The sequence below is a fragment of the Paenibacillus nanensis genome (genome assembly GCF_003583765.1).
Classification (GTDB): domain Bacteria; phylum Bacillota; class Bacilli; order Paenibacillales; family Paenibacillaceae; genus Pristimantibacillus; species Pristimantibacillus nanensis.
The window spans coordinates 144333-167304 of record NZ_QXQA01000007.1; the positions used below are offsets into that span (position 1 = coordinate 144333).

The following is a 22972-nucleotide window of genomic DNA, read 5'->3' on the forward strand; positions in this document are numbered from 1 at the left end:
ACGCCAGCCAAGGCACATGTCTTTTACTCTACAAGGGAACGGCCTCTCTTGCAATGCGTTTTATGGCAATTTATAGGCAGTATAGCGATTCTCTCAGCCTAGGTGATAGAATGAAAGAGAATGATTGCGGCCGCAGCGCCGCATGAGGAGGGGCGAATGTGAAGCTGTTACATACGGCCGATTGGCATTTGGGGAAGCTGGTGCATGGCGTTTATATGACGGAAGACCAGAGGTATGTGCTTGAGCAATTGATAGAGGCTGTCAGGGAGGAGAAGCCTGACGCCGTCATTATAGCGGGAGATTTGTACGATAGAGCCGTTCCGCCGACGGAAGCGGTGGAGCTGCTTGACGAGGTGCTGGAGCGAATCGTCATCGGGCTGGAAACGCCTGTGCTCGCCATATCCGGCAATCATGACAGTCCGGACCGAATTAGCTTTGGAACGCGAATGATGGAGAGCCGCGGCTTATATTTAGTCGGGCAGCTCCGCCCGGAGCTGAAGCCGGTGGCGCTGACGGACGAGCATGGAGAAGTTCATTTTCATCTGATTCCGTACGCGGATCCGGCCGCTGTGCGGCATGTGCTGGAGGATGAGACGATTCGCACTCATGATGACGCGATGCGAGCGATCACGCAAAAAATAGAGTCGCAGATGAATCCGAAGGCTAGGCACGTATTTGTAGGACATGCCTTTGTGACGCCTACAGGGGAAGCCGCGGACAATACGAGCGAATCCGAACGGCCGCTTGCGATTGGCGGAGCGGAGCATGTGCGGGCAGCTTATTTCGATAAGTTCCACTATGCCGCGTTCGGCCATCTGCATCAAGCGCATTTTGTGCGGAACGAGACGATTCGTTACGCAGGCTCGCCGCTGAAATATTCGATTTCGGAAGAGAAGCATCGCAAAGGCTTTTTTATCGTGGAAATGGACGGGCAGGGCGCGGTGTCGGTACATAAAAGGGAGCTCGTCCCAAGACGCGACATGAGACGAATTGAAGTAACGCTGGAGGAGCTGGAGTCGCACGAGGTGAATGAGGACTACGTTTTTGTAACGCTAATAAGCGACCATCCTGTTCTCTTCCCGATGGAGAAGGTGCGCGCTTTCTATCCGAACGCGATGCATGTGGAACGGAGGGCGAAGGAGGCTCGCCGTGCGGAGGGCGCGATGGAAGCGGCGGCTGCCGGCATGCGCCGCAGCGAGACCGATCCTATCGAGCTGTTCGCCGCCTTCTATCAAGAAGTGAAAGGGCAGCCGCTGACAGAGGAAAAGAAGGGGCTGTTTGCCAAGGAATACGGCGCGCTGCTGCAGGAAGCAGGGGGTGACTTATGAGACCGCTTCGATTAACGATGAAGGCGTTCGGACCGTATCGCGATGCCGAAACGATCGATTTCACGAGGCTCGAGGACCGGAGGCTGTTCGTCATTTCCGGCAATACCGGCGCGGGAAAAACAACGATTTTTGACGCGATCTGCTTTGCGATTTACGGCACAGCCAGCGGCGAGGACCGCTCGGACCCGCGTATGCTTCGAAGCCATTTCGCCGATGAAGATACGCATACGTCGGTGGAGCTTGATTTCGCGGTCGGCTCCAAGCGGTACCGCGTGTTTCGTCAAATGAAGCATAGGAAAGGCGGCAACCGCAGCGAAACCGGCGAAAAGACGGAGCTGTACGAGCTGACGGGCGATGAAGCCGTCCCGGCCGTCGACCGCTTCATGACGACGGAAGTCAACGCGAAGCTATTGTCCATTATCGGGCTGACGAAGGAACAGTTCAGTCAAATCGTCATGCTGCCGCAAGGCGAATTCCGCAAGCTGCTCACCTCCGATACCGATAATAAAGAAGAAATATTGCGGCGGATTTTCCGGACGGAGCTGTACGAGAAGCTTGAGCAGCGGTTTCAGAGCCGCAACCGGGAGCTGCAGGAGCGGCTGAAGGAGGCAAGAGCGGGCCTTTCCGCCGTTATGCGCCAAGCGGAGGAAGCGCTGCCTCTGCGCGAGGACAGCGCGCTTGCGGAGACGTTCCGGCAAGAGGTTTACAGCGTAACGCAGGTGCTTGGAGCTTTATCGCAGGAAGTCGATTATTATAAGGCGCGGACGGAGCAGGCCGCACAACAGAAACGGCATTTGGTAAGCGAGCTGGATAAGACGGAGCGCCGGCTCCGCGAGGCTCTCGAGCTCAACGGGAAGTTCGGGGAGCTGGAAGTCAAAAAAACGAAGCTGGCTGCGTACGCGGAGAAGGAAGCGGAGGTTCGGCGGCAGGAGAAAGCGCTCGAGCTGGCATCCAAGGCTGCAATAATTGTTCCGTATGAAGAGCAGGCGATGGAAGCGGCCCGCAGCATGGAGATGAAGCGCGAGCTGCTGGTCAAGCGGGAAGCGGAGCTTCAAGCGGCTGAGGCCGGCTTTGAAGCCGCACGCGCGAAGTACCAGGAGGAAGCGGCGGGCGAAGCGGTGCGGCGGGAGACCGAGCATGAGCTGCTGCGGCTGACGGAGCTGTCGCAGGCGGTGGCCTCCCTGGCTGCCCGGAGCAAAGCCGTAGAACGCCAAATTATGCTGGAGAAGGAAGCCGCCGGGAAGCATGCCGCGATCGAGAGGTCGCTTGCGGAGCGCAAGGAACGGAGAGCACGTTCGCAGACCGAGCTCAAGGCTTCCGAACAGGCCGTTACCCGGCTTCCCGTTAAGTTGGATCAGCTGCGGCAAATCGAGCAGAAGGGCAAAGCGATTAAGAAGCTAATCGAGCTGACAACGGAGCTGGAACGATTCGTTCGCCTGGAGCGTGAGGGCAATGCTGCGCTGGAGAAGGCTGTCAAGGAGCATGACCGCATGGAGCGGCTTTGGCTTGAGGGACAAGCAGGCATGCTGGCTTCCCATCTCGTCGACGGGAAACCTTGTCCGGTATGCGGCAGCGAATCGCATCCGAATAAAGCGCATGGCAGCGAGCAGATCCCGTCCAAGGAAACGCTTCAGCAGTCTAAGGAAGCTTTGACCCATGTCCAGAACGAGCTTATGCAAGTGAAAGCGCAGGCTGCTGCGGCAGCCGCCTCGCAAACGGCGATTTTTGAGGAGCTGGAGGATCTTGGGCTTCCAGCCGGGGACCTCGCTTCGCCGGCTGAGGCGGTTAACGCTTTGCAGGTCAAGCAACGGTTGTTGCGCGAAGAGTGGAAGCTGCTGAAGGAAGAATCGGAACAGCTGCAGCAGACCGCGAAGCGTTATGAAGAGCTTCGGTCGTTACTGGAAAGCGAAGAGAAGGAGCTGGAATCGCTTGAACAGGAGCGCGAGCGGCTTCGCTCGGAGGAGCAGCGTCTGATCGTCGAGCGAACGGCAGCTCAAACCGCTCTCGAGAAGGAGCTAGAGCGGATTCCGGAATCGCTTCGAACGCCGGAAGCATTGGCGAAGAAGCTGGAATCGCAGCGCGCCAGATTTGAACAGCTGGAGCGCTCTTGGAAAGCCGCGCAGGAAATGCTTCAGCAGGCCGACTCCAAGCTGGCGGAGACGAAGGCGTTCGCGCAGCAGGCGAAGGAAGGGCTGGCTGAGGGGGAGAAGCAAAAGGCCTTGTCGGAGCAGCGCCTGCAGCAACAATTAGAGAAATCGGGCTTCCCGAGCTTAGCCGATTATCGCCTGGCCGTTATAAGCGCGGAGGACATGGGGAAAATGTCTGAGGCGATTCATGCTTATCATGCCGAGGTTGCAGGCCTGAAGGAGCGTGTCGCATCGCTTGAGCTTGAGCTCAAAGGGCTGGCTGCAATCGATACGGATCTGCTGCTGGCTGAGCAACATAAGCTGAAGGAGCGCTATGAAGCGGCGGTTGCGAATGAAAGCCTGTCCCGAAGATGCTCCGAGGAAGCGGAGCGGCTGACCGTCACAATCGAACGGTCCGGCGCAATGATGGCCAAGCTTGAGAAGGAGCTGGAGGGCGTTTCTGATCTTTACGCCATGCTCAAGGGCGACAATGACCTCAAAATGTCCTTCGAGCGGTATATTCTCATTGAGTATTTGGAGCAGATCTTATCGATGGCCAACGCCCGTCTGAAGGAGCTGTCGAACGGACAATTCGAGCTGCAGAGAAGCGACAGGCTGGAGGCGAGAGGGAAGCAAAGCGGCTTGGGATTGGACGTTTACGATGCGTATACGGGGCAAAACCGGGACGTAAAATCGTTGTCCGGAGGCGAAAAATTCAACGCTTCGCTATGTCTCGCGCTCGGAATGACGGACGTGATTCAAGCGCATCAGGGCGGCGTTTCGATCGAGATGATGCTGATTGACGAAGGGTTCGGATCCTTGGACGAGGAGTCGCTGCATAAAGCGGTCGCGGCATTAGTCGATCTGCAAAAGGCCGGCCGCATGATCGGCGTCATCTCGCATGTCGGCGAGCTGAAAGAGGCATTCCCGGCCTGCCTGGAAGTGACGAAAACGAAGGAAGGCTTCAGCCGAACCGCAATCGTTCTGAAATAACGCAAAAGGATAAAAAAAGCCTGCCGCGCTCGCGTCATGCGAGGGGCAGGCTACCTGTCCGTCGTTGCCTAACGTTTAAGTTAGCCCAGCGCAAGACCGAGCGCCATAAGAAGGACCAGGCCGAGAATCAGCAGGGCGTTTAGAATAACGCCGATGATGCCAAAAATCTTTTTCCGGTTTTTGATGACGAGGCCGATAATGCCAAGAACTAGCCCGATAATGGAGAGGCCGATCGAAAGCATCATCAGCAGGCCGGCGCCGACAAAGGCGGCAAACTCTTCGCCGCTTCCCGCCAAAATTTCCGATTCAATGTCGGAAGGCGACACATTCATATAGTTAGCAGCAGCTGCGACACTCATAATAATTCCGATAATGAGAGCGAGAATGGAAACGATGGCAAGCACAAAGGAAGCGATGCCTAAGCCTGAATGCTTCAACGGGGCCAGCTGACCGCCGCCAGGGTAACCGGAGACGGGGGTGAAGGCGGGATAGCCTTGGTTGTTTCCGTTTCCTTGCGGATGGTTCTGCTCATTCGGGTTGTACTCATTTGTCATTTATGTACTCTCTCCTTCAATGGTTTGGGAAAATTATACACAATTTCGAAAGGAATGAAAACGATATGTTTCCAAAATATTTTTTAATGGGGGCCGTAAACGCGGCCATTGCCATCGCGCTAGGCGCATTCGGAGCTCACGGATTAGAGGATCGGATAACCGATCATTACTTGGACGTTTTTGAAACCGGCGTGCGTTATCATATGTACGGCGCGCTCGGTCTCATGCTGGTCGCTGTCATGGACAAGCTGATTGGCGGCAGCCGGAAAGCGGCAATCGGCGGAAGGCTGATTTTCGCCGGAACGCTCATTTTCAGCCTTAGCCTTTATATTCTGGCGACTGCGGGAATTACTCAGCTCGGTATGGTAACGCCGATCGGCGGCCTGGCTATGCTGACAGGCTGGGGATTTGTAATTGCTGCCGCGGCAAATGCGATGAAAACAAAGCAATAATGCTGATTTCCGAATATTTTCGACTTGAACCGATAAAATATCAGTCATTTATACGAGCATGCAACAATTTTCCTATGCCAAATTATAGTTTTCGATTATAATGTAGCTAGCTATCACTTGACCGACTTATATAAGGAAGGAAGTTTGTGTGTGGCGAAACGGACCGGTAATTTGGCGGAAACAGGAAAGCAGACCGGAGGCATGTCTCTGCTGAATGCGATTAGCGCAATGATGGCGGCATTATCCGCCATATGGATAGCATTATCCTTTTTGGTCATTTCAGATGAGATGTACCGATGGTCCTCGCTTGCCGTTGCGGCGTCGTTAATGGTTACGGCGGTTATTTTATATGCGAAGCGCCATTCTTCGCAAAGCATTCAGAAATACTATTCCGCAATTGTAGACACGCTTATTCGTTCCGAGGCGATCCCGCTTGCCGTCCTGAACCGGGAGGCTAAGGTTGTGGAGATGAACGAGGCTTCCAGCCGTATGCTGGGATATCAAAGGACGGATATGATCGGCGAGCCGATCATGAGGATGATCGATCCCGGCAGCAGGTCCGAGCTGCAGGATGCTTTGGAGCAGGCGCTGACGGGCGAAACGAATCAACGGAACATTCTCATTACGCACCGCACCGGCTTCCCTCTCGAGCTTGAAGTCGTATGCGCGCCCATGCTTCAGGACGGCGAAGTGATCGGGACGCTGATGATCAGCCAAGATATGAGCGACCGGAAACGAAACGTCGAGCGTATAAGGTATATGGCGTATTACGATGATATGACCGGCTTGCCGAATCGAACCTTGTTCCAGATGAAGCTGACGGAAAGCTTGTCGAGAGCCAAGGAAGAGGACAGGCTGGTAGGCATCTGCTATCTCGATCTCGACCGTTTCAAGCTCGTGAACGCGTCCTTCGGCCGGGAGTTCGGCGATATGCTACTGATGCAGGTGGCGGAGCGGCTTAACAGAGGCTTGTCCGAAAATGATTTTGCAGCCCGAATGGAAGGCGATGAGTTCGCTTTGCTGCTTAACTCGATCCGTTCGGAAGAGGAACTGATGGAGCGATCCAGACAAATTATGAAATCGATCGAAGAGCCCTATGAGCTCAAAGGATTTCCGATACATATTACGGCCAGCATTGGCTTAGTCACGAACAATAACGAGCAGGACGACGGTTACACGCTATTTAAAAAAGCGGATATGGCGCTGGTGAAAGCGAAGGAAGGCGGCAAAAACGAATGCCTTCTCTATTCCGATACGTGGAGCAATTCCTCGTTCGAGAGGCTGAAGCTGCAGCATGAAATGTACAGAGCGATCCAGCGCAGCGAATTCGTGCTTCATTATCAGCCGCAATATGATCTAGTCAGCGGACGGATGGTAGGCGTCGAAGCGCTTGTGCGGTGGAAGCATCCTGTACGAGGGCTGCTGTCGCCGAATACGTTTATTCCGCTAGCTGAGGAGAGCGGCATGATCGTGCAGATCGGGGATTGGGTGCTGGAGGAAGCGTGCCGGCAGAATAAAGCTTGGCAGGATGCGGGGCTCCCTCCTATGCCGGTATCCGTCAACCTGTCGATCAGACAATTTCTCCAGCACGATCTTGCGAGCCGGATAGCGGAGGTGCTCGAGAAGACCGGACTTGAACCGAAGTATCTGGAGCTGGAAATAACGGAATCGATGACGATTGATCTAAGTCATGTCTCCCGCTGCTTGCTGGCCATTACGGATCTTGGCGTCGGCATCAGCGTTGACGATTTCGGGACAGGCTACAGCTCGTTCCATTATTTGAAGAACTTCCCGATTGACCGTTTGAAAATCGACCGTTCCTTCGTTCGGGATATTCAGCAGGATCCGAGCGATGCCGAAATCGTCGCCGCTATTATCGCGATGGCGCATAACTTAAATATTCAAGTCATTGCCGAAGGCGTGGAAACGGAAGAACAAATGGAGTTTCTGCGGAAGCATCGGTGCGATGAAATGCAAGGCTATTTCTGGAGCCCGCCGGTATCCAGCGAGAACATCGAGCAAATGCTCAAAAAAGCAGGTTAAGCAAGAAAAAGAAACGGTTAAGAGGGCGTTATCAGCCTTCCAAACCGTTTCTTTAGCTTCATACAATAAAATCCTCGATTTCATTCAGCCGGAACGTATAGACCTGCTTCTCATCCACATGGTAGACCGTGACGATCTGTTCCTTCTCATCCATGTTAATAATTCGGCATGGAATATTGATCGTGTTGCCAAAACCTTTGTTCACGATTAGACGAATGAGCGAATTTTTCTTTATAAAACCGCGAATTTGCTCCACGCCCGCGCTTTCCATAGCATTGTTAGGGGGTGTAGCAGGCTTTGCCGGCTTTTCATCGGATAGCGGAAATTTTATTTTACTGGAGGATTTTTCAATCCTCTCCTCGATTATTCTCCCTAACTGCATGCCGGATACAATCCGGTAATCCGTCCATTCGCAGCGATTCATTTCTTTAATGAGCTTCTCGAGGGCCGTTGTATGATGTCGCTCTTCCACCATGATTTCCACTTGAAAGATGAAGGTGTTTGGCTTCTTGTCCGGTTCTTTTGTCATATTTTTACCTCCATCGTAAATCTGATGTAAATAATATAACACTAATTCCTAGCACTATGTAGACCCAAAAATGATCAAACGCCCGCACCGTTTGCAATTAGCCGAATATACTGGATTTGCGGTTCTTTTGCCGCTTATTCTCGTGCCTGAGGAGGTGGATGCGACATGATGCGGATCGTCCCATTCGTACTGGATAGCGGAGATACCGTGATTGGCGTAGAGGTTAAGCTGCCGAAGACGACATTACTTTCTATTTCGACGGATCGCGGGTACATTATGTGCGGCGCGCTCGACGTATCGCTGTTGAATGAACGCCTGCGCGACCGGGAGATTATCGCCGGACGGGCTGTAGGCGTACGAACATTGGAGGAGCTGATGGAGGCGCCTTTAGAGTCCGTAACGCATAAGGCGGAATCGCTTGGTATCGTTGCGGGAATGAAGGGCTCCGAGGCTTTGCGCCTTATGGTATAGATCCTAAGCTGGATAGCCTGCGCTAAATATCGGGATCTAGGTGAAAACATAACGGTCGGAATTAAAGAAGGCCATCCTGGCGGTCACTTGTGTGACGTGCAGGACGGCCGTTTTTTTAATTCTCGAACAGCTTGCGCAAATTCTCTTCGAACGGCGCTTGCACGATTCCTTTTTCCGTAATGATCGCTGTTACATATTCATGCGGGGTTACGTCGAAGGCAGGATTAAAGACTTTAACCCCTTGAGGGGCCGTCCGTTTGCCGAAGCCTTCCGTAATTTCTTCGGCGCCGCGTTCCTCGATCGGAATATCCGCCCCGGTCGGCGTCTCCAGGTCGATCGTCGAAAGCGGGCAAGCCACGTAAAACGGGATGCCATGCGCTTTCGCGAGAACAGCGACGCTGTAGGTGCCGATTTTATTGGCGACGTCGCCGTTGGCCGCCACCCGGTCCGTTCCGACAATGACGGCGTCTACCCAGCCTTTGGACATCACCATGCCGGCCATATTGTCACAAATAAGCGTAACGTCTACGCCCGCTTGCTGCAGCTCGAATGCCGTCAGACGGGCGCCTTGGAGAACAGGACGCGTCTCATCGGCAAATACGCGGAGCTGAATGCCTTGCTCCTTCGCCAAATAAAACGGAGCCAAGGCGGTTCCGTACTTCGCCGTTGCGAGCCCGCCTGCGTTGCAATGGGTAAGTACGCCCATTCCATCTTTGAATAAAGTCAGCGCATGCTCGCCAATCAGGCGGTTTGTTTCCTCGTCCTCGCTTTGGATAGCGATCGCTTCCCGCATCAAGGCTTCTTTGCATTGATCCAGCGATAAGCCCTCGCCTGCAAATCGCGCAGCCGCCGCCTTCATCCGGTCGAGCGCCCAGAACAGGTTGACAGCCGTCGGACGCGACGTCGCCAAGTAGTCGGCTTCCTTCTGCACGGCCGCATTCCACTCTTCCATCGAGGCGGCCGAACGGCTGCCAAGGACAACGCCATATGCCGCGGCGATGCCGATGGCGGGAGCCCCGCGCACTTTCAAATGACGGATCGCCTCCCATACGTCCTGTGCAGTCGTCAATGGCAAATATACAATTTCCTCCGGCAGCAGCCGTTGGTCAAGCAGATCCAGCTTGTCTCCTGTCCAGATGACAGATTGAAGGCCTGCGTAGTTTTCAGACATGGTTTGTTCCTCTTTTCTATGATGCTTTCCCGTTATTTGCTTGCAGCCTTTACCTCTTCTATCAACTGCTCGATCGAAGCCGCGTTTCGGTTCAGCTTAATCAAGCGGGTGCCGATCTCGAGCGCCAGGCGTTGGGCGCGCTCGCGCTTCGCGTCGTCCGGAATGCGGTCGATGTCCGCCACGTGGGAGAGGCCGACGATGCGTCTTACGATTTTGCAGCCGGCAAAACCGATCGTATCCTGAAGGAGTCTTCTCATATAAAAGTCTTGATAGCCGGGCGCGCTGTTAGCAAGCCGGTCGATCCCATGCTCATTCCATAAAGCGCGGAACTTCTCTTCGAATTGCTTCCACGTATCGACGATCGTATTGAGCAGGTATTGACGGAAGTCGCTCCGCGCAAGGTCGTCAGCGCTCCAATGCTCTTGTCCCGCATAGTTCAAAAGCAGATTGGCGATTACAGCGCCGACATCGAAGCCCATCGGTCCGTAGAAGGCGAACTCCGGATCGATTACTTTTGTCGATTCCGGCGTGGCGAATACGCTGCCGGTATGCAAATCGCCATGCAGAAGCGCCTGTGCGTTTGTTAAAAACTTATCGCGGAGAAGCGCGACCTCGAAATGCAGCTCGCCGTCGCGCGTCAGCGCATCCGCGGCGTCCGCGATTGCGGGAGAAATATTGTTATTCGGCGTAACCGTATACGGATCGTCGAAAATGAGGTCTTCCGTAATTTTGCACAGCTCCGGGTTAATGAACGTTTTCACTTGAAGCTTCTTCTCCTGCTGATTCATACCGAGATCAGAGGTGAAGAATAAGGTGCGGGCCATAAAAGTCGAGATATGATCCGCGAACAGCGGGTAACGAGTGCCGCCGATCAGTCCATGCCTCATAATGACATGGTCGCTCAGGTCTTCCATGACCGTCAGGGCAAGCTCCTTGTCGTATTTGTAAACGACGGGCACAAGGCCGGGGGCCAGCTTGCCTTCAAGGATAAGCTTCTCGCTTTCGATGCGGGCGCGGTCCAGCGTAAGGGGCCATGACTCGCCGACGACTTTGGCGTAAGGCAGCGCTTGCTTCATTATAAGGCTCTTGCCGCTTACGGAGTCCGTAATGTGGAAGACGAGGTTCAGGTTGCCGTCGCCGATCTCCTTACAGGAGAGCGAGGCGCCGGCGGGGAAGAAGCCATCGATGCTTTGCGCGATCTCAATCGCTTCTTGTTCCGTTAAAGGATGATAGGAAGACATGGTTCTTGCACCTCCGTTAATTCTCTATTCGTTCAGACACCATGCCTACTAGTATAATGGATATTATTTCGCCATGGAATACCTTGATGTTTCATCATTGACTTCGCGGGCTCTTTTTTTCAAAATAGAGAGAAGATATCGGGGGCCGATTCGCCGGCCTGCAGGATGGAGGGGAACAGATGTCAGAACAGGTCGAACGCCAGGCGGTCGCGCTGAAGGAATGGGCGGTGTCGGTCAAAGCTCTTCAAGAAGGGAAGCAGATTATCGTCATGCGCAAAGGCGGGATCGTCGAGGAGACGCGGGAATTCGAGCTGATCAGCCAAAGCTTCTACTTAATGCCCGCTTACGAGCATCAAAAAAAGGAGCTATTAAAGGAAGCGTTCCGGGATGCGTTAGACGAGACGCTTACGGAATGGTCGCCGGATATGCCGAAGGTGAAGCTGACTGCTTATGCCATAGCGGAGCGGGATATCGAGATCAACGATCAAGAGACGCTCGACAAGCTTCGCGATTTACATATTTGGACCGATACGTTTGCGGAGGAACGGCTGAAATGGAAACGCAAAAAGCCGCTTCATGTGCTTCTCTTGCGAGTGTATGAGCTGGAGGAGCCGGTGTACGCGCCGATGCGTCCCGCTTATAACGGATGCAAATCATGGGTAAGACTAGAGGACGAGGTCGAACATCCGCCGATGCGTCCCGTCATGAGCGACGAGGCGTTCAAGCGGGAAACGGAGCGTATTTTGTCGGCTCTTTCCGGGCAATGACGAAATATCGAGGCGGAGGAAGCCGTTATGCCCCCGCTGCATTGATTTATAACAAAAGTTATATTAAAATAATTATTGAGAATCATTGAGAATCAATAATTTTGGATGAAGTAAACCAACCTTGGAGGGATCAGTATAACATGGCAACACATTTTGTCATCGACGGCCTTAAAGCCGAGATCGAAGGAAAAGAAATTTTGAAAGGCATTAACCTTGAAATTAAAGGCGGGGAAATCCATGCGATCATGGGTCCTAACGGTACGGGTAAAAGTACGCTTGCATCCGCGCTGATGGGACATCCTAAATATGAAGTAACCGGCGGAAGCGCGACGCTGGACGGCGAAGATCTGCTGGAGATGGAAACTGACGAGAGAGCACGCGCAGGCTTGTTCCTTGCTATGCAATACCCAAGCGAAATTCCTGGCGTGACTAACTCCGACTTCCTGCGCAGCGCTATTAACGCGCGCCGTGAGGAAGGCAACGAAATTTCTCTGATCAAATTCATCCGCCAAATGGAAGGCAAGATGAAAGAGCTTGAAATGAATCCGGAGTTCGCGCACCGTTACTTGAACGAAGGCTTCTCCGGCGGCGAGAAGAAGCGTAACGAAATTCTTCAAATGATGCTGCTGGATCCAAAAATCGTTGTGCTTGACGAAATTGACTCCGGACTTGACATCGATGCTCTTCGTATCGTTGCGAACGGCGTGAACGCGATGCGCTCCGAAGAACGCGGTTTTCTGATTATTACACACTATCAGCGTTTGCTTAATTATATTACTCCGGATTTCGTTCACGTGATGATGCAAGGACGCATTGTGAAGTCCGGCGGTCCTGAGCTTGCGCAGCGCCTGGAGAACGAAGGTTATGACTGGGTGAAGGAAGAACTTGGCATCGTAGACGAAACGGTCGGCCAGGCTTAATCGGAGAAGGGGGATTACGAAATGAGCACACAACTTACCACTCCGACCGACCGCGGCTCCGCAGAGACGCTCGCGCGCGGCAAGGGCGAGCCGGAATGGCTCGTGGCGCTTCGCGGCGAAGCGGCTGAACTGGCCGGAACGATCGCGTGGCCGAAGCCGGAGAAGGTTCGCATCGAACGTTGGAATTTGACGGCTGTCGGCGCGTACGAGAAGCCTGCGGCTGCATCCGCGCTGACTGAGCTTCCTGCGAATGTGCAGGAGCTTGTAGCGGAAGGTACGGAGAACTTATTGATTCAACGCAATTCCGGCGTTGTTTGGCAGCAGCTTTCTGACGAGCTGAAGAATAAAGGCGTTATTTTCACCGATTTGGAGACAGCATGCAGAGAGCACAGCGATCTGGTGAAGCCTTATTTGTTCCAAGCCGTTAAAATGGATGAAGATAAGCTTACGGCGCTTAATGCCGCGCTATGGAACGGCGGCGTGTTCGTCTACGTTCCGAAAAATGTAGAAGTCGAATTGCCGCTGCAGGCGATTATGTATAACGATAACGCAAGCGCGACATTTGCTCCGCATATCTTGCTCGTTGCGGACACGAACAGCCGCGTAACTTACGTAGACTGCGTCGTATCCGACAAATCGAAGGTAGACGGCGAGTTCGTGCATCCTTCCATCGTGGAAGTGTTCGTGAAGCCGGGAGCGCTTGTCCGTTACGGCACCGTTCATTCCTTGGCGCAAGGCGGCGTCGATATGACCCTCCGCCGCGCCGTTGTCGAGAATGACGGCCGCGTGGAATGGATCGTCGGCGACTTGAACGAAGGCCACACGCTTTCCGACACGAAGTCGGTTATGCAGGGCCAAGGCTCTACTTCCGACGTGAAGGTCATCAGCGTAGGCACGAACGCGCAGCAGATGAGCTTGACGACGCGCGCGGTTCACTTCGGAAAGAGCTCGGACAGCAACATGATTACCCGCGCTGTAATGAAGGACACGGCGTCGGCAATCATTAACGGCATTACGAAGATCGAACATGGCGCTACGAAAGCGAACGGCGTTCAGACGGAAAGAGTTCTGATGCTGAGCCCGAAAGCGCGCGGCGACGCAAACCCGATTCTGCTGATCGACGAGGACGACGTTACGGCGGGCCACGCAGCCAGCGTAGGGCAAGTGAACCCGGAGCAGGTATACTACCTGATGGCAAGAGGAATAAGCAGACAGGACGCTGAACGTTTAATTATTCATGGTTTCTTAGCTCCGGTCGTATCCGAAATTTCGGTCGAAGCGGTGCGGAACCAGTTGCAGCGCCTGCTCGAAAGGAAGCTTGAAGGATGAATATAAATGCGATACGGGAGCAATTCCCGATATTGCATCAAGAGGTGAACGGGCATCCGCTCGTTTACTTGGATAGCGCGGCGTCTTCCCAGAAGCCGCGTTCCGTCATTGATGCGGTCAAACGTTACTATGAGCTGGATAACGCAAATGTGCATCGGGGCGTTCATACGCTTGGTTCCCGGGCGACAGACGCTTACGAAGGCGCTCGGGCGAAGGTTGCCGCATTTTTGAACGCGGAGACGCCGGAGCAAATTATTTTCACAAGAGGCACGACTACAGCGCTTAACCTGGTCGCATCCGGCTATGCGAGAGCGGTCTGCAAAGAAGGCGATGAGATTGTCATTACGCCCATGGAGCATCACAGCAATCTGATCCCTTGGCAGCAAGCCGCCAAAGCGACGGGCGCAACGCTGAAATACATCCCTCTGCAGCCGGATGGAACGATCTCTTTAGAGGATGCGGAGAAGACGATTACGCCGAATACAAAAGTTGTCGCGATGACTTACGTATCGAACGTGCTTGGCGTTGTGAATCCGATTAAGGATGTAGCCGCTATTGCGCACCGCTATGGTGCGGTCATGGTTGTCGATGGCGCGCAGAGCACGCCTCACAAGCGGGTAGACGTACAAGATCTGGGAGCGGATTTCTACGCGTTCTCTGGACATAAAATGTGCGGGCCTACCGGCATCGGCGCCCTGTATGGGAAGAAGGAACTGTTAAACGGCATGGAGCCGATCGAATACGGCGGCGAGATGATTGACTTCGTTGAATTGTATGATTCAACCTGGAAGGAGATCCCTTACCGGTTCGAAGGCGGAACGCCAATGATCGCAGGCGCTGTTGGACTCGGGGCAGCGATCGATTTCCTGGAAAGCATCGGCATGGATGAGATTGAGCGGCATGAGCGCAAGCTTTCGGCATATGCTTACGATAAACTGTCTTCCATTGAAGGCATCGAAATCTACGGTCCGAAGGAAAATCGCGTAGGTCTCGTGACATTCAATCTGGAAGAGGTGCATCCGCATGACGTGGCCACGGTGCTGGATTCCAAAGGCATCGCCATCAGAGCGGGGCATCATTGCTGCCAGCCGCTGATGCGGTGGTTGAACGTATCGGCAACGGCGAGAGCCAGCTTCTATTTATACAATACCGAAGAGGACATCGACAGATTATCGGACGCCCTAATTCAAACAAAGGAGTTCTTCGGTCATGCAATTGGATGATTTGTATCGCAGAGTCATAATGGATCATTATAAAAATCCTCGCAACCGCGGCACTCTGGACGAAGATGCGGTGACGATCAACCTGAACAATCCAACCTGCGGGGATCGTATTTCCCTGCAGCTGCAGGTGGAAGACGGCAAGGTGATCGACGCCAAGTTTACGGGCGAAGGCTGTTCCATCAGCATGAGCTCCGCGTCCATGATGACCGAAGCGATCAAAGGCCAGTCCTTTGAGTCAGCGCTCAACATGGCGGAGAAGTTCTCCTCGCTGATGAAAGGCGAAGAAGTCGAGTTCGAGGAGCTTGAAGATATTGAAGCCTTGTCCGGCGTCAATAAATTCCCTGCGCGGATCAAATGCGCGACACTGGCGTGGAATGCGCTGCGCAAAGGGATCGAAAATCAGTAAGCATAACGAGAAGGAGTGAGACTGCAATGGCAAAATCTATGCCGGAAATGGAAGAGTATAAATACGGCTTCCGCGATGAACATAAAGCTATTTTCCAGTCGGGTAAAGGCCTGACGCCGGAAATCGTGCGCACGATCTCCGAAATGAAGAACGAGCCGGAGTGGATGCTGGAATTCCGCTTGAAGTCTCTGGAGCAATTCAACAAAATGCCAATGCCTCGTTGGGGCGGCGACCTGGACGATCTGGATTTCGACGATATCCAGTACTACGTTAAGCCTTCGGAAAAGCAAGGCAAGACATGGGAAGAGGTTCCACAAGAAATTAAGGAAACATTCGACAAGCTGGGTATTCCTGAGGCTGAACAGAAGTTCCTTGCCGGCGTATCGGCGCAGTACGAGTCTGAGGTTGTATACCACAGCATGCAAGAAGATCTTGCGAAGCAAGGCGTTATCTTCACCGATACGGATACAGCGCTTCGTGAATATCCGGAATTGATGAAGGAATACTTCGGCACGATTATCCCGCCGAATGACAACAAATTTGCTGCGTTGAACAGCGCCGTATGGTCGGGCGGAAGCTTCATCTACGTACCGAAGGGCGTACAGTGCGAAATTCCGCTGCAAGCGTATTTCCGGATCAACTCCGAAAACATGGGCCAATTCGAGCGTACGCTTATTATCGCGGACGAAGGCAGCTCCGTGCACTACGTAGAAGGCTGTACAGCGCCGATCTACAGCACGAACTCGCTTCACAGCGCGGTCGTAGAAATTTTGTGCAAAAAGGATTCCCGCGTTCGTTATACGACGATTCAGAACTGGGCGCCGAACATTTACAACCTCGTAACGAAGCGTGCGGTAGCCGATGAAAACGCAACGATGGAATGGATCGACGGCAACATCGGTTCCAAGCTGACGATGAAATATCCAGCTGTCGTGCTGCGCGGACGCGGCGCAAAAGGCATGGTATTGTCCATCGCCGTTGCGGGCAAAGGCCAGCATCAAGACGCAGGCGCGAAGATGACGCATTTGGCGCCTGACACGAGCTCGACCATCGTTTCCAAATCGATCTCCAAGCACGGCGGTAAAGTCACCTACCGCGGTCTCGCTTCCTTCGGACGCAATTCCGACGGCGCAAAAGCGAACATCAAGTGCGATACGCTCATTTTGGATAACGAGTCGACATCGGATACGATTCCTTATAACGAAATCCTGAACGATAACATCACGCTCGAGCATGAGGCGACTGTATCGAAGGTTTCCGAGGATCAGCTGTTCTATCTGATGAGCCGCGGTCTGACGGAAGACGAAGCGACTCAAATGATCGTAATGGGCTTTATCGAGCCGTTTACGAAGGAGCTTCCGATGGAATATGCCGTTGAGATGAACCGTCTCATCAAGTTCGAGATGGAAGGCTCTATCGGCTAATCGAAAATTTATACCTGCGAACCCTTAGACATTGACTAAGGGTTCGTTTTTTTATCCGATGAACTCGGCATTTCTAGGCCATAAAGCTACGAGCTCTTTAGGGAGAATAGCGGCAGAAGGCAAACTTGAAGGTAAGGCATAAGAGGAGCATAAAAGCCCCGTCTACACTCCTCAAAGAAGAGGTTAGACGGGGCCTTCGGCTTATGTATGGATGATTACATGTAGACATGCGTAATTTCGAAATCGCGTTCGATCGTAAGGTCGATAAACGTGTCTTCGATTTGAATAAGCGGGCGGAAAAACTCAGTGGGATGCGTCATAACGATAATGCCGACTTCATCGGTATTCAGACGAACGCGTTTCCCGATAAAATTCGGGATCATATGCTTGATGAAGGTATGAGTCGTGACGGGATCAAGCTCGCTAAAGCTAAGGCGATGAAGCTCCCTGAGCACATATAGCAAATCGCGTTCCTTCTGATAGACGCGCGCGGAAATCATCGCGCTGTAAATATCGACGACAGCAATGATTTTTGAAATCGGATGAATCTGGTCTCCGCTCAGCCCGTTTGGATATCCGCTGCCGTCCAATCGTTCGTGATGCTGGAGCGCTCCAATGGCCAAAGACTCATCGCCAAACGAATCAAGAATGATGTGATAGCCTAGCTCCGCGTGACGTTTGACCTCATCGAACTCCTCTTTGGTCAGCTTGCTTGGCTTATTTAGAATCGTGTCGCTTATTTTGCTTTTGCCAATGTCGTGCAAAAAGCCGGCTTTCCCGATTCTCGTGGATTCTTCCTGGGAATAATTCATCCAAGTCGCCAAGTAATAGGAAAGCATACCGACCTGAACCGAATGCTGGTAGGTATAATTGTCTTCGGAATTCAACAGAAGCAGCATAGACACAACATCTCGTTCCAGCTGAAGATTTTTGATCAGCGGATTTATGGCTTCCGCTACCTGATCCGTGTCAATTTTGCCGGTTGCTTCTGCTGAGGAAAAAAACGTTTCGAAGCTTTTTACAGCGCTTTCATATAGCGGTTTTACATTGGGAAGCCATTTAGGGTTTACGATGGATTCCAAGGTCCGTCCGTTATGAGCTGCCGGCGTTGATAGCTGACGTTCTTCAATGTCCACGAAATCGATGTGATGTTGGAGCAAACGGGATATTTCAGATTTGTACAGCTTCGTTCCTTTGGAAAGCACATGAAGCCCGTAGTCATTAAAGACATCGCTGCTTAATTTGTCCCCGTCCAATATATCCGTAACATGAATCCGCATAGAGACACCTCAGAATTTGGTAGATTCAATACTTACAACCTAATCATATCGTTACTAATCCTACGAGTGAAACCTCTTTCATAATAGTAACAATCAACACTCGAAATGGCAATATGAGGGTGTAATAAAAATGACTAAATACCTAATAATTCGGCATAAATCGACCTTGCTTTTGCCGGATCCTCCGTCCCTTGAACGATAGCCCGGCCGTCACGGAATAACACAAAAGTTATATCGTTTGACAGAAAGATCTTCAGAAGATAGGCGTTTCGGCTTATTCGGCCGGCAGTCGTCAACTGAGCGGCAATAGCCTCGAGATCGAGATTCGTCGGCTTTGTGCCGGGCGTTAAATGAACGGAATCGCGTCCGCACAACGCCACAGCGACGGTTTCCTGCTCGGTATGGTCCAGAAAAGCATAATGGCGCTTTGAGCAGGCGGGGCAATCTTCTCGTCTTGCATGAGACATTTGCAAGGGAAGCCAGGTATGGTTCCATAGATCGACTTGGAATAACGTGCGGTGAAGCGCATTTGCGTTGCCGGAGAGCAGCTTTAGGGCTTCCGCAGCCTGCACGGAGGCTATCACGTCGATAATTGGAGAGATGACGCCTGCCGTCTCGCAAGTATCCGTCGTGCCTGGAGGAGGCGGCTCCGGAAATAAGCAGCGGTAACATGGCGTTTCGCCGGGAATGAACGTCATCGTCATGCCGGACGCGCCCACGGCTCCCCCATATATCCAAGGAATGTTATGCTTCAAGCTGTAGTCGTTCATGAGATAGCGAACCGAGAAATTATCCGATCCGTCTAAAATAAGATCAACCTCCGCAAGCAGCTCCTCCGCGTTTGCGGCCGTTAAATCCGCGGCGACCGGCTCAATCTGGATCGAGCTGTTCATCGCGCGAAGCCGAAGCGCGGCGGCCTCCGCTTTGGGAAGCAGCTCGGCAGCGTCTTGCTCGGTATAAAGCATTTGGCGCTGCAAATTGCTCCATTCAATAACGTCACGATCAATGACGCGCACGTAACCGACGCCTGCCCGCACCAGATGCTGCGAGAGCACGGAGCCGAGCGCTCCTAGTCCAACGATTGCGACTCGGCTAGCGCCAAGAGAGGCCTGGCCCTCCTTGCCTATACGGGCAAATCGGACCTGCCTGGAATATCTGTCATGGTTGTTCGGTTCATGTTGACTCATAAGGACAACTCCTCAAATGTTTTGCGAATGCAAAACATACTTCGAAAGCATAAGCTCAAATGTTTTGCGAATGCAAAACATACTTCGATAGCATAGCTCCAAGCTTTTCAATGGCGTTCATTCAGCCGGGAGCGGGGCAATCGGATTCCAGGGGCCTTTCTGATGACCTTTCCACTCCGAGCCGTCATCCCAAATCTCCTTCTTCCAAATCGGAACGATCTGCTTGAGGCGTTCAATGGCGTAACGGCTCGCTTCGTAGCAGCTTTCTCGATGCGGGGCAGAGACCGCGATAACGACGCTTGTTTCGGCTAGTCCGACGGTGCCGATGCGGTGCGTAATCGCGCAGAGGGCGCCCGGCCACCGGCTGTCAATCTCCTCTCCGATCTGACGCATCATTGCGACAGCCATCGGCTCGTAGGCTTCATATTCCAGATGCACGGTCCGCTGTCCCTGCGTCCACTCCCGCGTTGTCCCGACAAAGGCGATGGACGCGCCGTGCTCCTTCACGATTACCTTGCGCAGCACCTCGTCGGCCGTGATCGGCTGGGAAGTAATCACGTACCGGTCATCGGCCGGCTTTTCTGTCACCGCAGTTTCATCTTCTCCGCCGGATACGGGAGGCAGCAGGGCGAGCTCATCGTCCGCGCGCAGCAGCTGGCCATCCGGAGCGTAAGCGTGATTGCGCGCCACAAACGAGATCGCGAGCAAACCGGCATGTTCCGGAAAGGCTTCAGCAAGCAGCGATTTCAGCTCCTTGACGGTGAGCGTCTCCTGCGCCGATTCCAGCGTCATTTCACTCCGGCCGAACCTTTCCTGCAGGCCGGCGAACAGCTTAATTGTCCACTTCATAGTCATGTTAGATAACCTTTCATATCAATAGATATCTGCTCAGTCTAGAATACCATAAGTTGAAAAAAAATGTTATGCTAGGAGATACGATAGAAGGGGGGACCGCGATATGGAAACGTTAACGGACCGATTCGGCCGAGTCCACAATTATCTTAGAATTTCCGTCACCGACCGATGCAATTTAAGATGCGTTTATTGCATGCCGGAGGAAGGCGTCGCGTTTACGGAATCCTCCAATCTGCTGACATACGATCAGATTGTCGAGGTTGTGGAGACGGGAGCGGCTTTGGGTATTACCAAGCTTCGGATTACGGGCGGCGAACCGCTTGTCAGACCGAATCTGGACCAATTGATCGCCAGGCTGGCGGCCATTCCCGGGATTGACGATATCGCGCTTACCACAAACGGTGTATTCCTCGCCAAACAGGCGAAGGCGCTTAAGGCTGCGGGACTTAACCGCGTGAATATAAGTCTGGATACGCTTGATCCGGCCAGGTTCGCTTTTGTGGCGAGGAGGAACGAGCTGCGGCGCGTCATGGAAGGTATTGAAGAGGCGGCCAAAGTGGGCTTCCATCCCATTAAGCTGAATTGCGTGCTGTTAAAAGGCGTCAATGAAGACGAGATCGCCCAGTTTCTTAAAATGGCTTACGAGCATCCGATTCATGTTCGATTTATCGAATATATGCCGATCGGTCATGCGGACGACAACTGGCGGAGGATGTATCTGCCGCTGTCGCGCGTGCTGGAAATTGCCAAGGAGCAGCATTATGCCATCTCGAGAAGAGATAACGTGAAAGGCAATGGTCCGTCAGAGGATTGGGAAATGGAAGGCGGCGCCGGTTCTTTTGGCTTAATCCATCCGATCAGCGACCACTTCTGCAAAAATTGCAACCGGCTGCGGTTAACGGCAGACGGCAACTTAAAGCCATGCCTGTATTGGGTAGATGAGCTGAATGTAAAAAACGCTTTTGGCGATCCTGAGGCTATGAGAAGCTTACTCGCCAAAGCGATGGACATTAAACCGGAAAATCATGAGATGGCCGCCAAGCTTGCTGACGGGACGCTGACGCATGTGCCGACAGACCGCCGCATGTCGCAAATCGGAGGTTAGCTTGGGGTTATAGGAGGCGTATGCAAGATGCCGGATTCCATCCAAACTCAAGTAGTGCTGCTGCACAGCAATGATATTCACAGCCGGCTGGAGAACGCGGCCCGCATCTCGACGATCATCGCCGAGGAGAGAAGGGTGTGGGGGAGCGGCCGGGTACTGGCCGTCGATTGCGGAGACCATATGGACCGCATGCGTATGGAGTCTGAAGGGAGCGGGGGCAAGGTTAATCTCGCATTGATCCGGGAAGCCGGCTATGAGGCGATCACGCTCGGCAACAATGAAGGACTTACTTGCTCGGCTGATATGCTTGAGGAGCTGTTTGGACCGCCTGCTCCATTTGCGATTGTATGCGCGAATATGACGGTAAGCGCGACCGGTACTCGGCCCGATTGGATGCTGCCGAGCGTAGTGCTCCGGAAAAACGGACTTTCGATCGGATTAATCGGGGCAACCGCGAATTTTTTTGAGTTTTATTCGCTGCTGGGCTGGACGACAATCGAGCCGCTTGCGGCGATTCGAGAGCAGGTTGAGCAAATTCGGGAACGGTGCGACGTTGTTGTCGTCATGTCTCATCTCGGAATTAATCTGGACCGCCAAATGGCGGAGGATATCGAGGGCATCGATCTTATCGTCGGAGGACATACGCATCATCTGCTGGAAGAGCCCATTGTAATCGGGAATACGACGGTATGTGCGGCAGGCAAGTTCGGCGATTTTGTGGGACGGGTGGAGATCGGTCTGGACCCTTCTACAGGCAAACCGCATTTTCGGGCCAGCTGCATTCCCACTGCGGCGTACCCCGAGCGTCCGGAGGCCGAGTCGATCATCCGTTCTTACCGGCAATCCGCGCAGCATGTGCTAAGCCGCATCGTGGCCCGCTTAAGCGAGCCGCTGTCTGCAAGGCCTGACCGGGAATCGCCGCTGGCGAACTTGCTGGCCGCCGGGCTGCGCCGGTGGACGGGGGCTGAGATCGGATTGGTGAATGCGGGGCAGCTGCTCGGCGGCTTAGCGGAGGGGGCGGTTACGGCAGGCGAGCTTCATTCGCTGTGCCCTTCCCCTATAAACCCTTGCCGTATGGTCATTGCCGGGATTCATCTTCGCACAGCGCTGGAGCAATCGCTGCTTGAAGAGTTTATCGGCAAGCCGATTAAGGGGTTCGGCTTCCGGGGCGAAGTGCTCGGCATGTTAGCGGTGGATGGCATGACGATATCATTCGACAGCAATCGAGCGCCGATGAAGCGGCTTGTCGAAGTGAAGGTGAATGGCGAAAGTCTTCAGGACAACCGGCTTTACACCGTAGGCTCGATAGATATGTTCAGCTTCCGCGCAGGCTACGAATCGCTTGCGAACGCGGAAAGCTATCAATTTTATTTGCCTGAATTTATTCGGGACATCATTGCGCATGAGTTGACGAACGAAGCGGCGGTACGCGCCAGCAGAACGCAAAACTGGCTGCCTGCTCGCTGACGCATATTGAAGACTTTGAAATAAATTGCCACAATCTGTCGAAAAAAGCGGAATAAATGGTTGCAGTGAATTGCATTTTCACGTAAATTAAATTTACAGGC

20 protein-coding genes are annotated in these 22972 nt (G+C 53.2%); 13 read left to right on the forward strand and 7 right to left on the reverse strand.

The annotated features are described in order from the left end of the window. The first annotated feature begins 158 nt into the window (after positions 1-158). Positions 159-1328, forward strand: a complete 1170-nt coding sequence (locus tag D3P08_RS13100) for an exonuclease SbcCD subunit D (protein WP_119600137.1) — start codon at positions 159-161, stop codon at positions 1326-1328. Beyond that, on the forward strand, positions 1325-4447 hold the full coding sequence (locus D3P08_RS28130; protein WP_119600138.1) for an AAA family ATPase: 3123 nt from the start codon (positions 1325-1327) through the stop codon (positions 4445-4447). The genes D3P08_RS13100 and D3P08_RS28130 overlap by 4 nt, the downstream gene beginning before the upstream one ends. An 80-nt stretch (positions 4448-4527) precedes the next feature. On the opposite strand, the gene D3P08_RS13110 is transcribed toward D3P08_RS28130, so the two are convergent. Further along, positions 4528-5001, reverse strand: a complete 474-nt coding sequence (locus D3P08_RS13110; RefSeq protein WP_119600139.1) for a hypothetical protein — start codon at positions 4999-5001, stop codon at positions 4528-4530. A gap of 65 nt (positions 5002-5066) precedes the next feature. Here D3P08_RS13110 and D3P08_RS13115 point away from each other — a divergent pair, with 65 nt between their 5' ends. After that, the gene (locus D3P08_RS13115) at positions 5067-5453 is read left to right on the forward strand and encodes a DUF423 domain-containing protein (protein ID WP_119600140.1); all 387 of its coding nucleotides are present in this window, start codon (positions 5067-5069) and stop codon (positions 5451-5453) included. Positions 5454-5603: 150 nt separating this feature from the next. Beyond that, positions 5604-7496: a putative bifunctional diguanylate cyclase/phosphodiesterase gene (locus D3P08_RS13120; RefSeq protein ID WP_240647491.1), complete on the forward strand. Its 1893-nt coding sequence runs from the start codon at positions 5604-5606 to the stop codon at positions 7494-7496. A 58-nt stretch (positions 7497-7554) separates the two neighbouring features. Here D3P08_RS13120 and D3P08_RS13125 read toward each other — a convergent pair whose 3' ends face one another. After that, entirely contained in the window at positions 7555-8025 is a 471-nt protein-coding gene (locus tag D3P08_RS13125; RefSeq protein ID WP_119600141.1) for a hypothetical protein, read from the reverse strand. Between the two features lie 165 nt (positions 8026-8190). Here D3P08_RS13125 and D3P08_RS13130 point away from each other — a divergent pair, with 165 nt between their 5' ends. Next, positions 8191-8496, forward strand: coding sequence for a YunC family protein (locus D3P08_RS13130; RefSeq protein WP_119600142.1), 306 nt, complete (start codon positions 8191-8193; stop codon positions 8494-8496). A 115-nt stretch (positions 8497-8611) separates the two neighbouring features. On the opposite strand, the gene mtnA is transcribed toward D3P08_RS13130, so the two are convergent. Both mtnA and mtnK read right to left on the reverse strand, forming a co-directional pair. Next, entirely contained in the window at positions 8612-9667 is a 1056-nt protein-coding gene (mtnA, locus tag D3P08_RS13135; RefSeq protein ID WP_119600143.1) for an S-methyl-5-thioribose-1-phosphate isomerase, read from the reverse strand. A gap of 32 nt (positions 9668-9699) precedes the next feature. Continuing rightward, complete coding sequence (gene mtnK / locus D3P08_RS13140) at positions 9700-10908, reverse strand: S-methyl-5-thioribose kinase (RefSeq protein WP_119600144.1); 1209 nt, start codon at positions 10906-10908, stop codon at positions 9700-9702. Positions 10909-11087: 179 nt separating this feature from the next. Here mtnK and D3P08_RS13145 point away from each other — a divergent pair, with 179 nt between their 5' ends. The 6 genes from D3P08_RS13145 to sufB all read left to right on the forward strand — a co-directional run bounded on the left by D3P08_RS13145 (position 11088) and on the right by sufB (position 16977). Beyond that, on the forward strand, positions 11088-11675 hold the full coding sequence (locus tag D3P08_RS13145; RefSeq protein WP_119600145.1) for a DUF1802 family protein: 588 nt from the start codon (positions 11088-11090) through the stop codon (positions 11673-11675). 140 nt (positions 11676-11815) lie between these two features. Beyond that, positions 11816-12595 (forward strand): Fe-S cluster assembly ATPase SufC, encoded by a 780-nt coding sequence (sufC, locus tag D3P08_RS13150; RefSeq protein ID WP_119600146.1) that lies wholly within the window; start codon positions 11816-11818, stop codon positions 12593-12595. 21 nt (positions 12596-12616) lie between these two features. After that, complete coding sequence (sufD, locus tag D3P08_RS13155; protein ID WP_119600147.1) at positions 12617-13924, forward strand: Fe-S cluster assembly protein SufD; 1308 nt, start codon at positions 12617-12619, stop codon at positions 13922-13924. Beyond that, the gene (locus tag D3P08_RS13160) at positions 13921-15147 is read left to right on the forward strand and encodes a cysteine desulfurase (RefSeq protein ID WP_119600148.1); all 1227 of its coding nucleotides are present in this window, start codon (positions 13921-13923) and stop codon (positions 15145-15147) included. Before sufD ends, D3P08_RS13160 begins: the two co-directional genes overlap by 4 nt. Then, entirely contained in the window at positions 15134-15553 is a 420-nt protein-coding gene (gene sufU / locus D3P08_RS13165) for a Fe-S cluster assembly sulfur transfer protein SufU (protein WP_119600149.1), read from the forward strand. Before D3P08_RS13160 ends, sufU begins: the two co-directional genes overlap by 14 nt. Positions 15554-15579: 26 nt before the next feature. Beyond that, entirely contained in the window at positions 15580-16977 is a 1398-nt protein-coding gene (sufB, locus tag D3P08_RS13170; RefSeq protein ID WP_119600150.1) for a Fe-S cluster assembly protein SufB, read from the forward strand. A 215-nt stretch (positions 16978-17192) separates the two neighbouring features. Here sufB and D3P08_RS13175 read toward each other — a convergent pair whose 3' ends face one another. The 3 genes from D3P08_RS13175 to D3P08_RS13185 all read right to left on the reverse strand — a co-directional run bounded on the left by D3P08_RS13175 (position 17193) and on the right by D3P08_RS13185 (position 20293). Then, positions 17193-18257 (reverse strand): HD-GYP domain-containing protein, encoded by a 1065-nt coding sequence (locus D3P08_RS13175; protein WP_119600151.1) that lies wholly within the window; start codon positions 18255-18257, stop codon positions 17193-17195. 134 nt (positions 18258-18391) lie between these two features. Then, entirely contained in the window at positions 18392-19444 is a 1053-nt protein-coding gene (locus D3P08_RS13180; protein ID WP_119600152.1) for a ThiF family adenylyltransferase, read from the reverse strand. A 117-nt stretch (positions 19445-19561) separates the two neighbouring features. Continuing rightward, positions 19562-20293: a molybdenum cofactor biosynthesis protein gene (locus tag D3P08_RS13185; RefSeq protein ID WP_119600233.1), complete on the reverse strand. Its 732-nt coding sequence runs from the start codon at positions 20291-20293 to the stop codon at positions 19562-19564. Positions 20294-20402: 109 nt separating this feature from the next. Here D3P08_RS13185 and moaA point away from each other — a divergent pair, with 109 nt between their 5' ends. Next, complete coding sequence (gene moaA / locus D3P08_RS13190; protein WP_119600153.1) at positions 20403-21404, forward strand: GTP 3',8-cyclase MoaA; 1002 nt, start codon at positions 20403-20405, stop codon at positions 21402-21404. Between the two features lie 27 nt (positions 21405-21431). Further along, positions 21432-22871, forward strand: coding sequence for a bifunctional metallophosphatase/5'-nucleotidase (locus D3P08_RS13195; protein ID WP_119600154.1), 1440 nt, complete (start codon positions 21432-21434; stop codon positions 22869-22871). Positions 22872-22972 lie beyond the last annotated feature (101 nt).

Excerpts from the sequence above, each read along its gene's own strand:
- D3P08_RS28130 (WP_119600138.1), top strand. The coding sequence starts at position 1,325 with ATGAGACCGCTTCGATTAACGATGAAGGCGTTCGGACCGTATCGCGAT.
- sufU (WP_119600149.1), top strand. The coding sequence starts at position 15,134 with ATGCAATTGGATGATTTGTATCGCAGAGTCATAATGGATCATTATAAA.
- moaA (WP_119600153.1), top strand. The coding sequence starts at position 20,403 with ATGGAAACGTTAACGGACCGATTCGGCCGAGTCCACAATTATCTTAGA.
- sufC (WP_119600146.1), top strand. The coding sequence starts at position 11,816 with ATGGCAACACATTTTGTCATCGACGGCCTTAAAGCCGAGATCGAAGGA.
- mtnK (WP_119600144.1), bottom strand. The coding sequence starts at position 10,908 with ATGTCTTCCTATCATCCTTTAACGGAACAAGAAGCGATTGAGATCGCG.
- D3P08_RS13160 (WP_119600148.1), top strand. The coding sequence starts at position 13,921 with ATGAATATAAATGCGATACGGGAGCAATTCCCGATATTGCATCAAGAG.
- D3P08_RS13195 (WP_119600154.1), top strand. The coding sequence starts at position 21,432 with ATGCCGGATTCCATCCAAACTCAAGTAGTGCTGCTGCACAGCAATGAT.
- D3P08_RS13175 (WP_119600151.1), bottom strand. The coding sequence starts at position 18,257 with ATGCGGATTCATGTTACGGATATATTGGACGGGGACAAATTAAGCAGC.
- sufB (WP_119600150.1), top strand. The coding sequence starts at position 15,580 with ATGGCAAAATCTATGCCGGAAATGGAAGAGTATAAATACGGCTTCCGC.
- D3P08_RS13185 (WP_119600233.1), bottom strand. The coding sequence starts at position 20,293 with ATGAAGTGGACAATTAAGCTGTTCGCCGGCCTGCAGGAAAGGTTCGGC.
- D3P08_RS13130 (WP_119600142.1), top strand. The coding sequence starts at position 8,191 with ATGATGCGGATCGTCCCATTCGTACTGGATAGCGGAGATACCGTGATT.
- D3P08_RS13115 (WP_119600140.1), top strand. The coding sequence starts at position 5,067 with ATGTTTCCAAAATATTTTTTAATGGGGGCCGTAAACGCGGCCATTGCC.
- D3P08_RS13145 (WP_119600145.1), top strand. The coding sequence starts at position 11,088 with ATGTCAGAACAGGTCGAACGCCAGGCGGTCGCGCTGAAGGAATGGGCG.
- D3P08_RS13125 (WP_119600141.1), bottom strand. The coding sequence starts at position 8,025 with ATGACAAAAGAACCGGACAAGAAGCCAAACACCTTCATCTTTCAAGTG.
- sufD (WP_119600147.1), top strand. The coding sequence starts at position 12,617 with ATGAGCACACAACTTACCACTCCGACCGACCGCGGCTCCGCAGAGACG.
- D3P08_RS13110 (WP_119600139.1), bottom strand. The coding sequence starts at position 5,001 with ATGACAAATGAGTACAACCCGAATGAGCAGAACCATCCGCAAGGAAAC.
- D3P08_RS13180 (WP_119600152.1), bottom strand. The coding sequence starts at position 19,444 with ATGAGTCAACATGAACCGAACAACCATGACAGATATTCCAGGCAGGTC.
- mtnA (WP_119600143.1), bottom strand. The coding sequence starts at position 9,667 with ATGTCTGAAAACTACGCAGGCCTTCAATCTGTCATCTGGACAGGAGAC.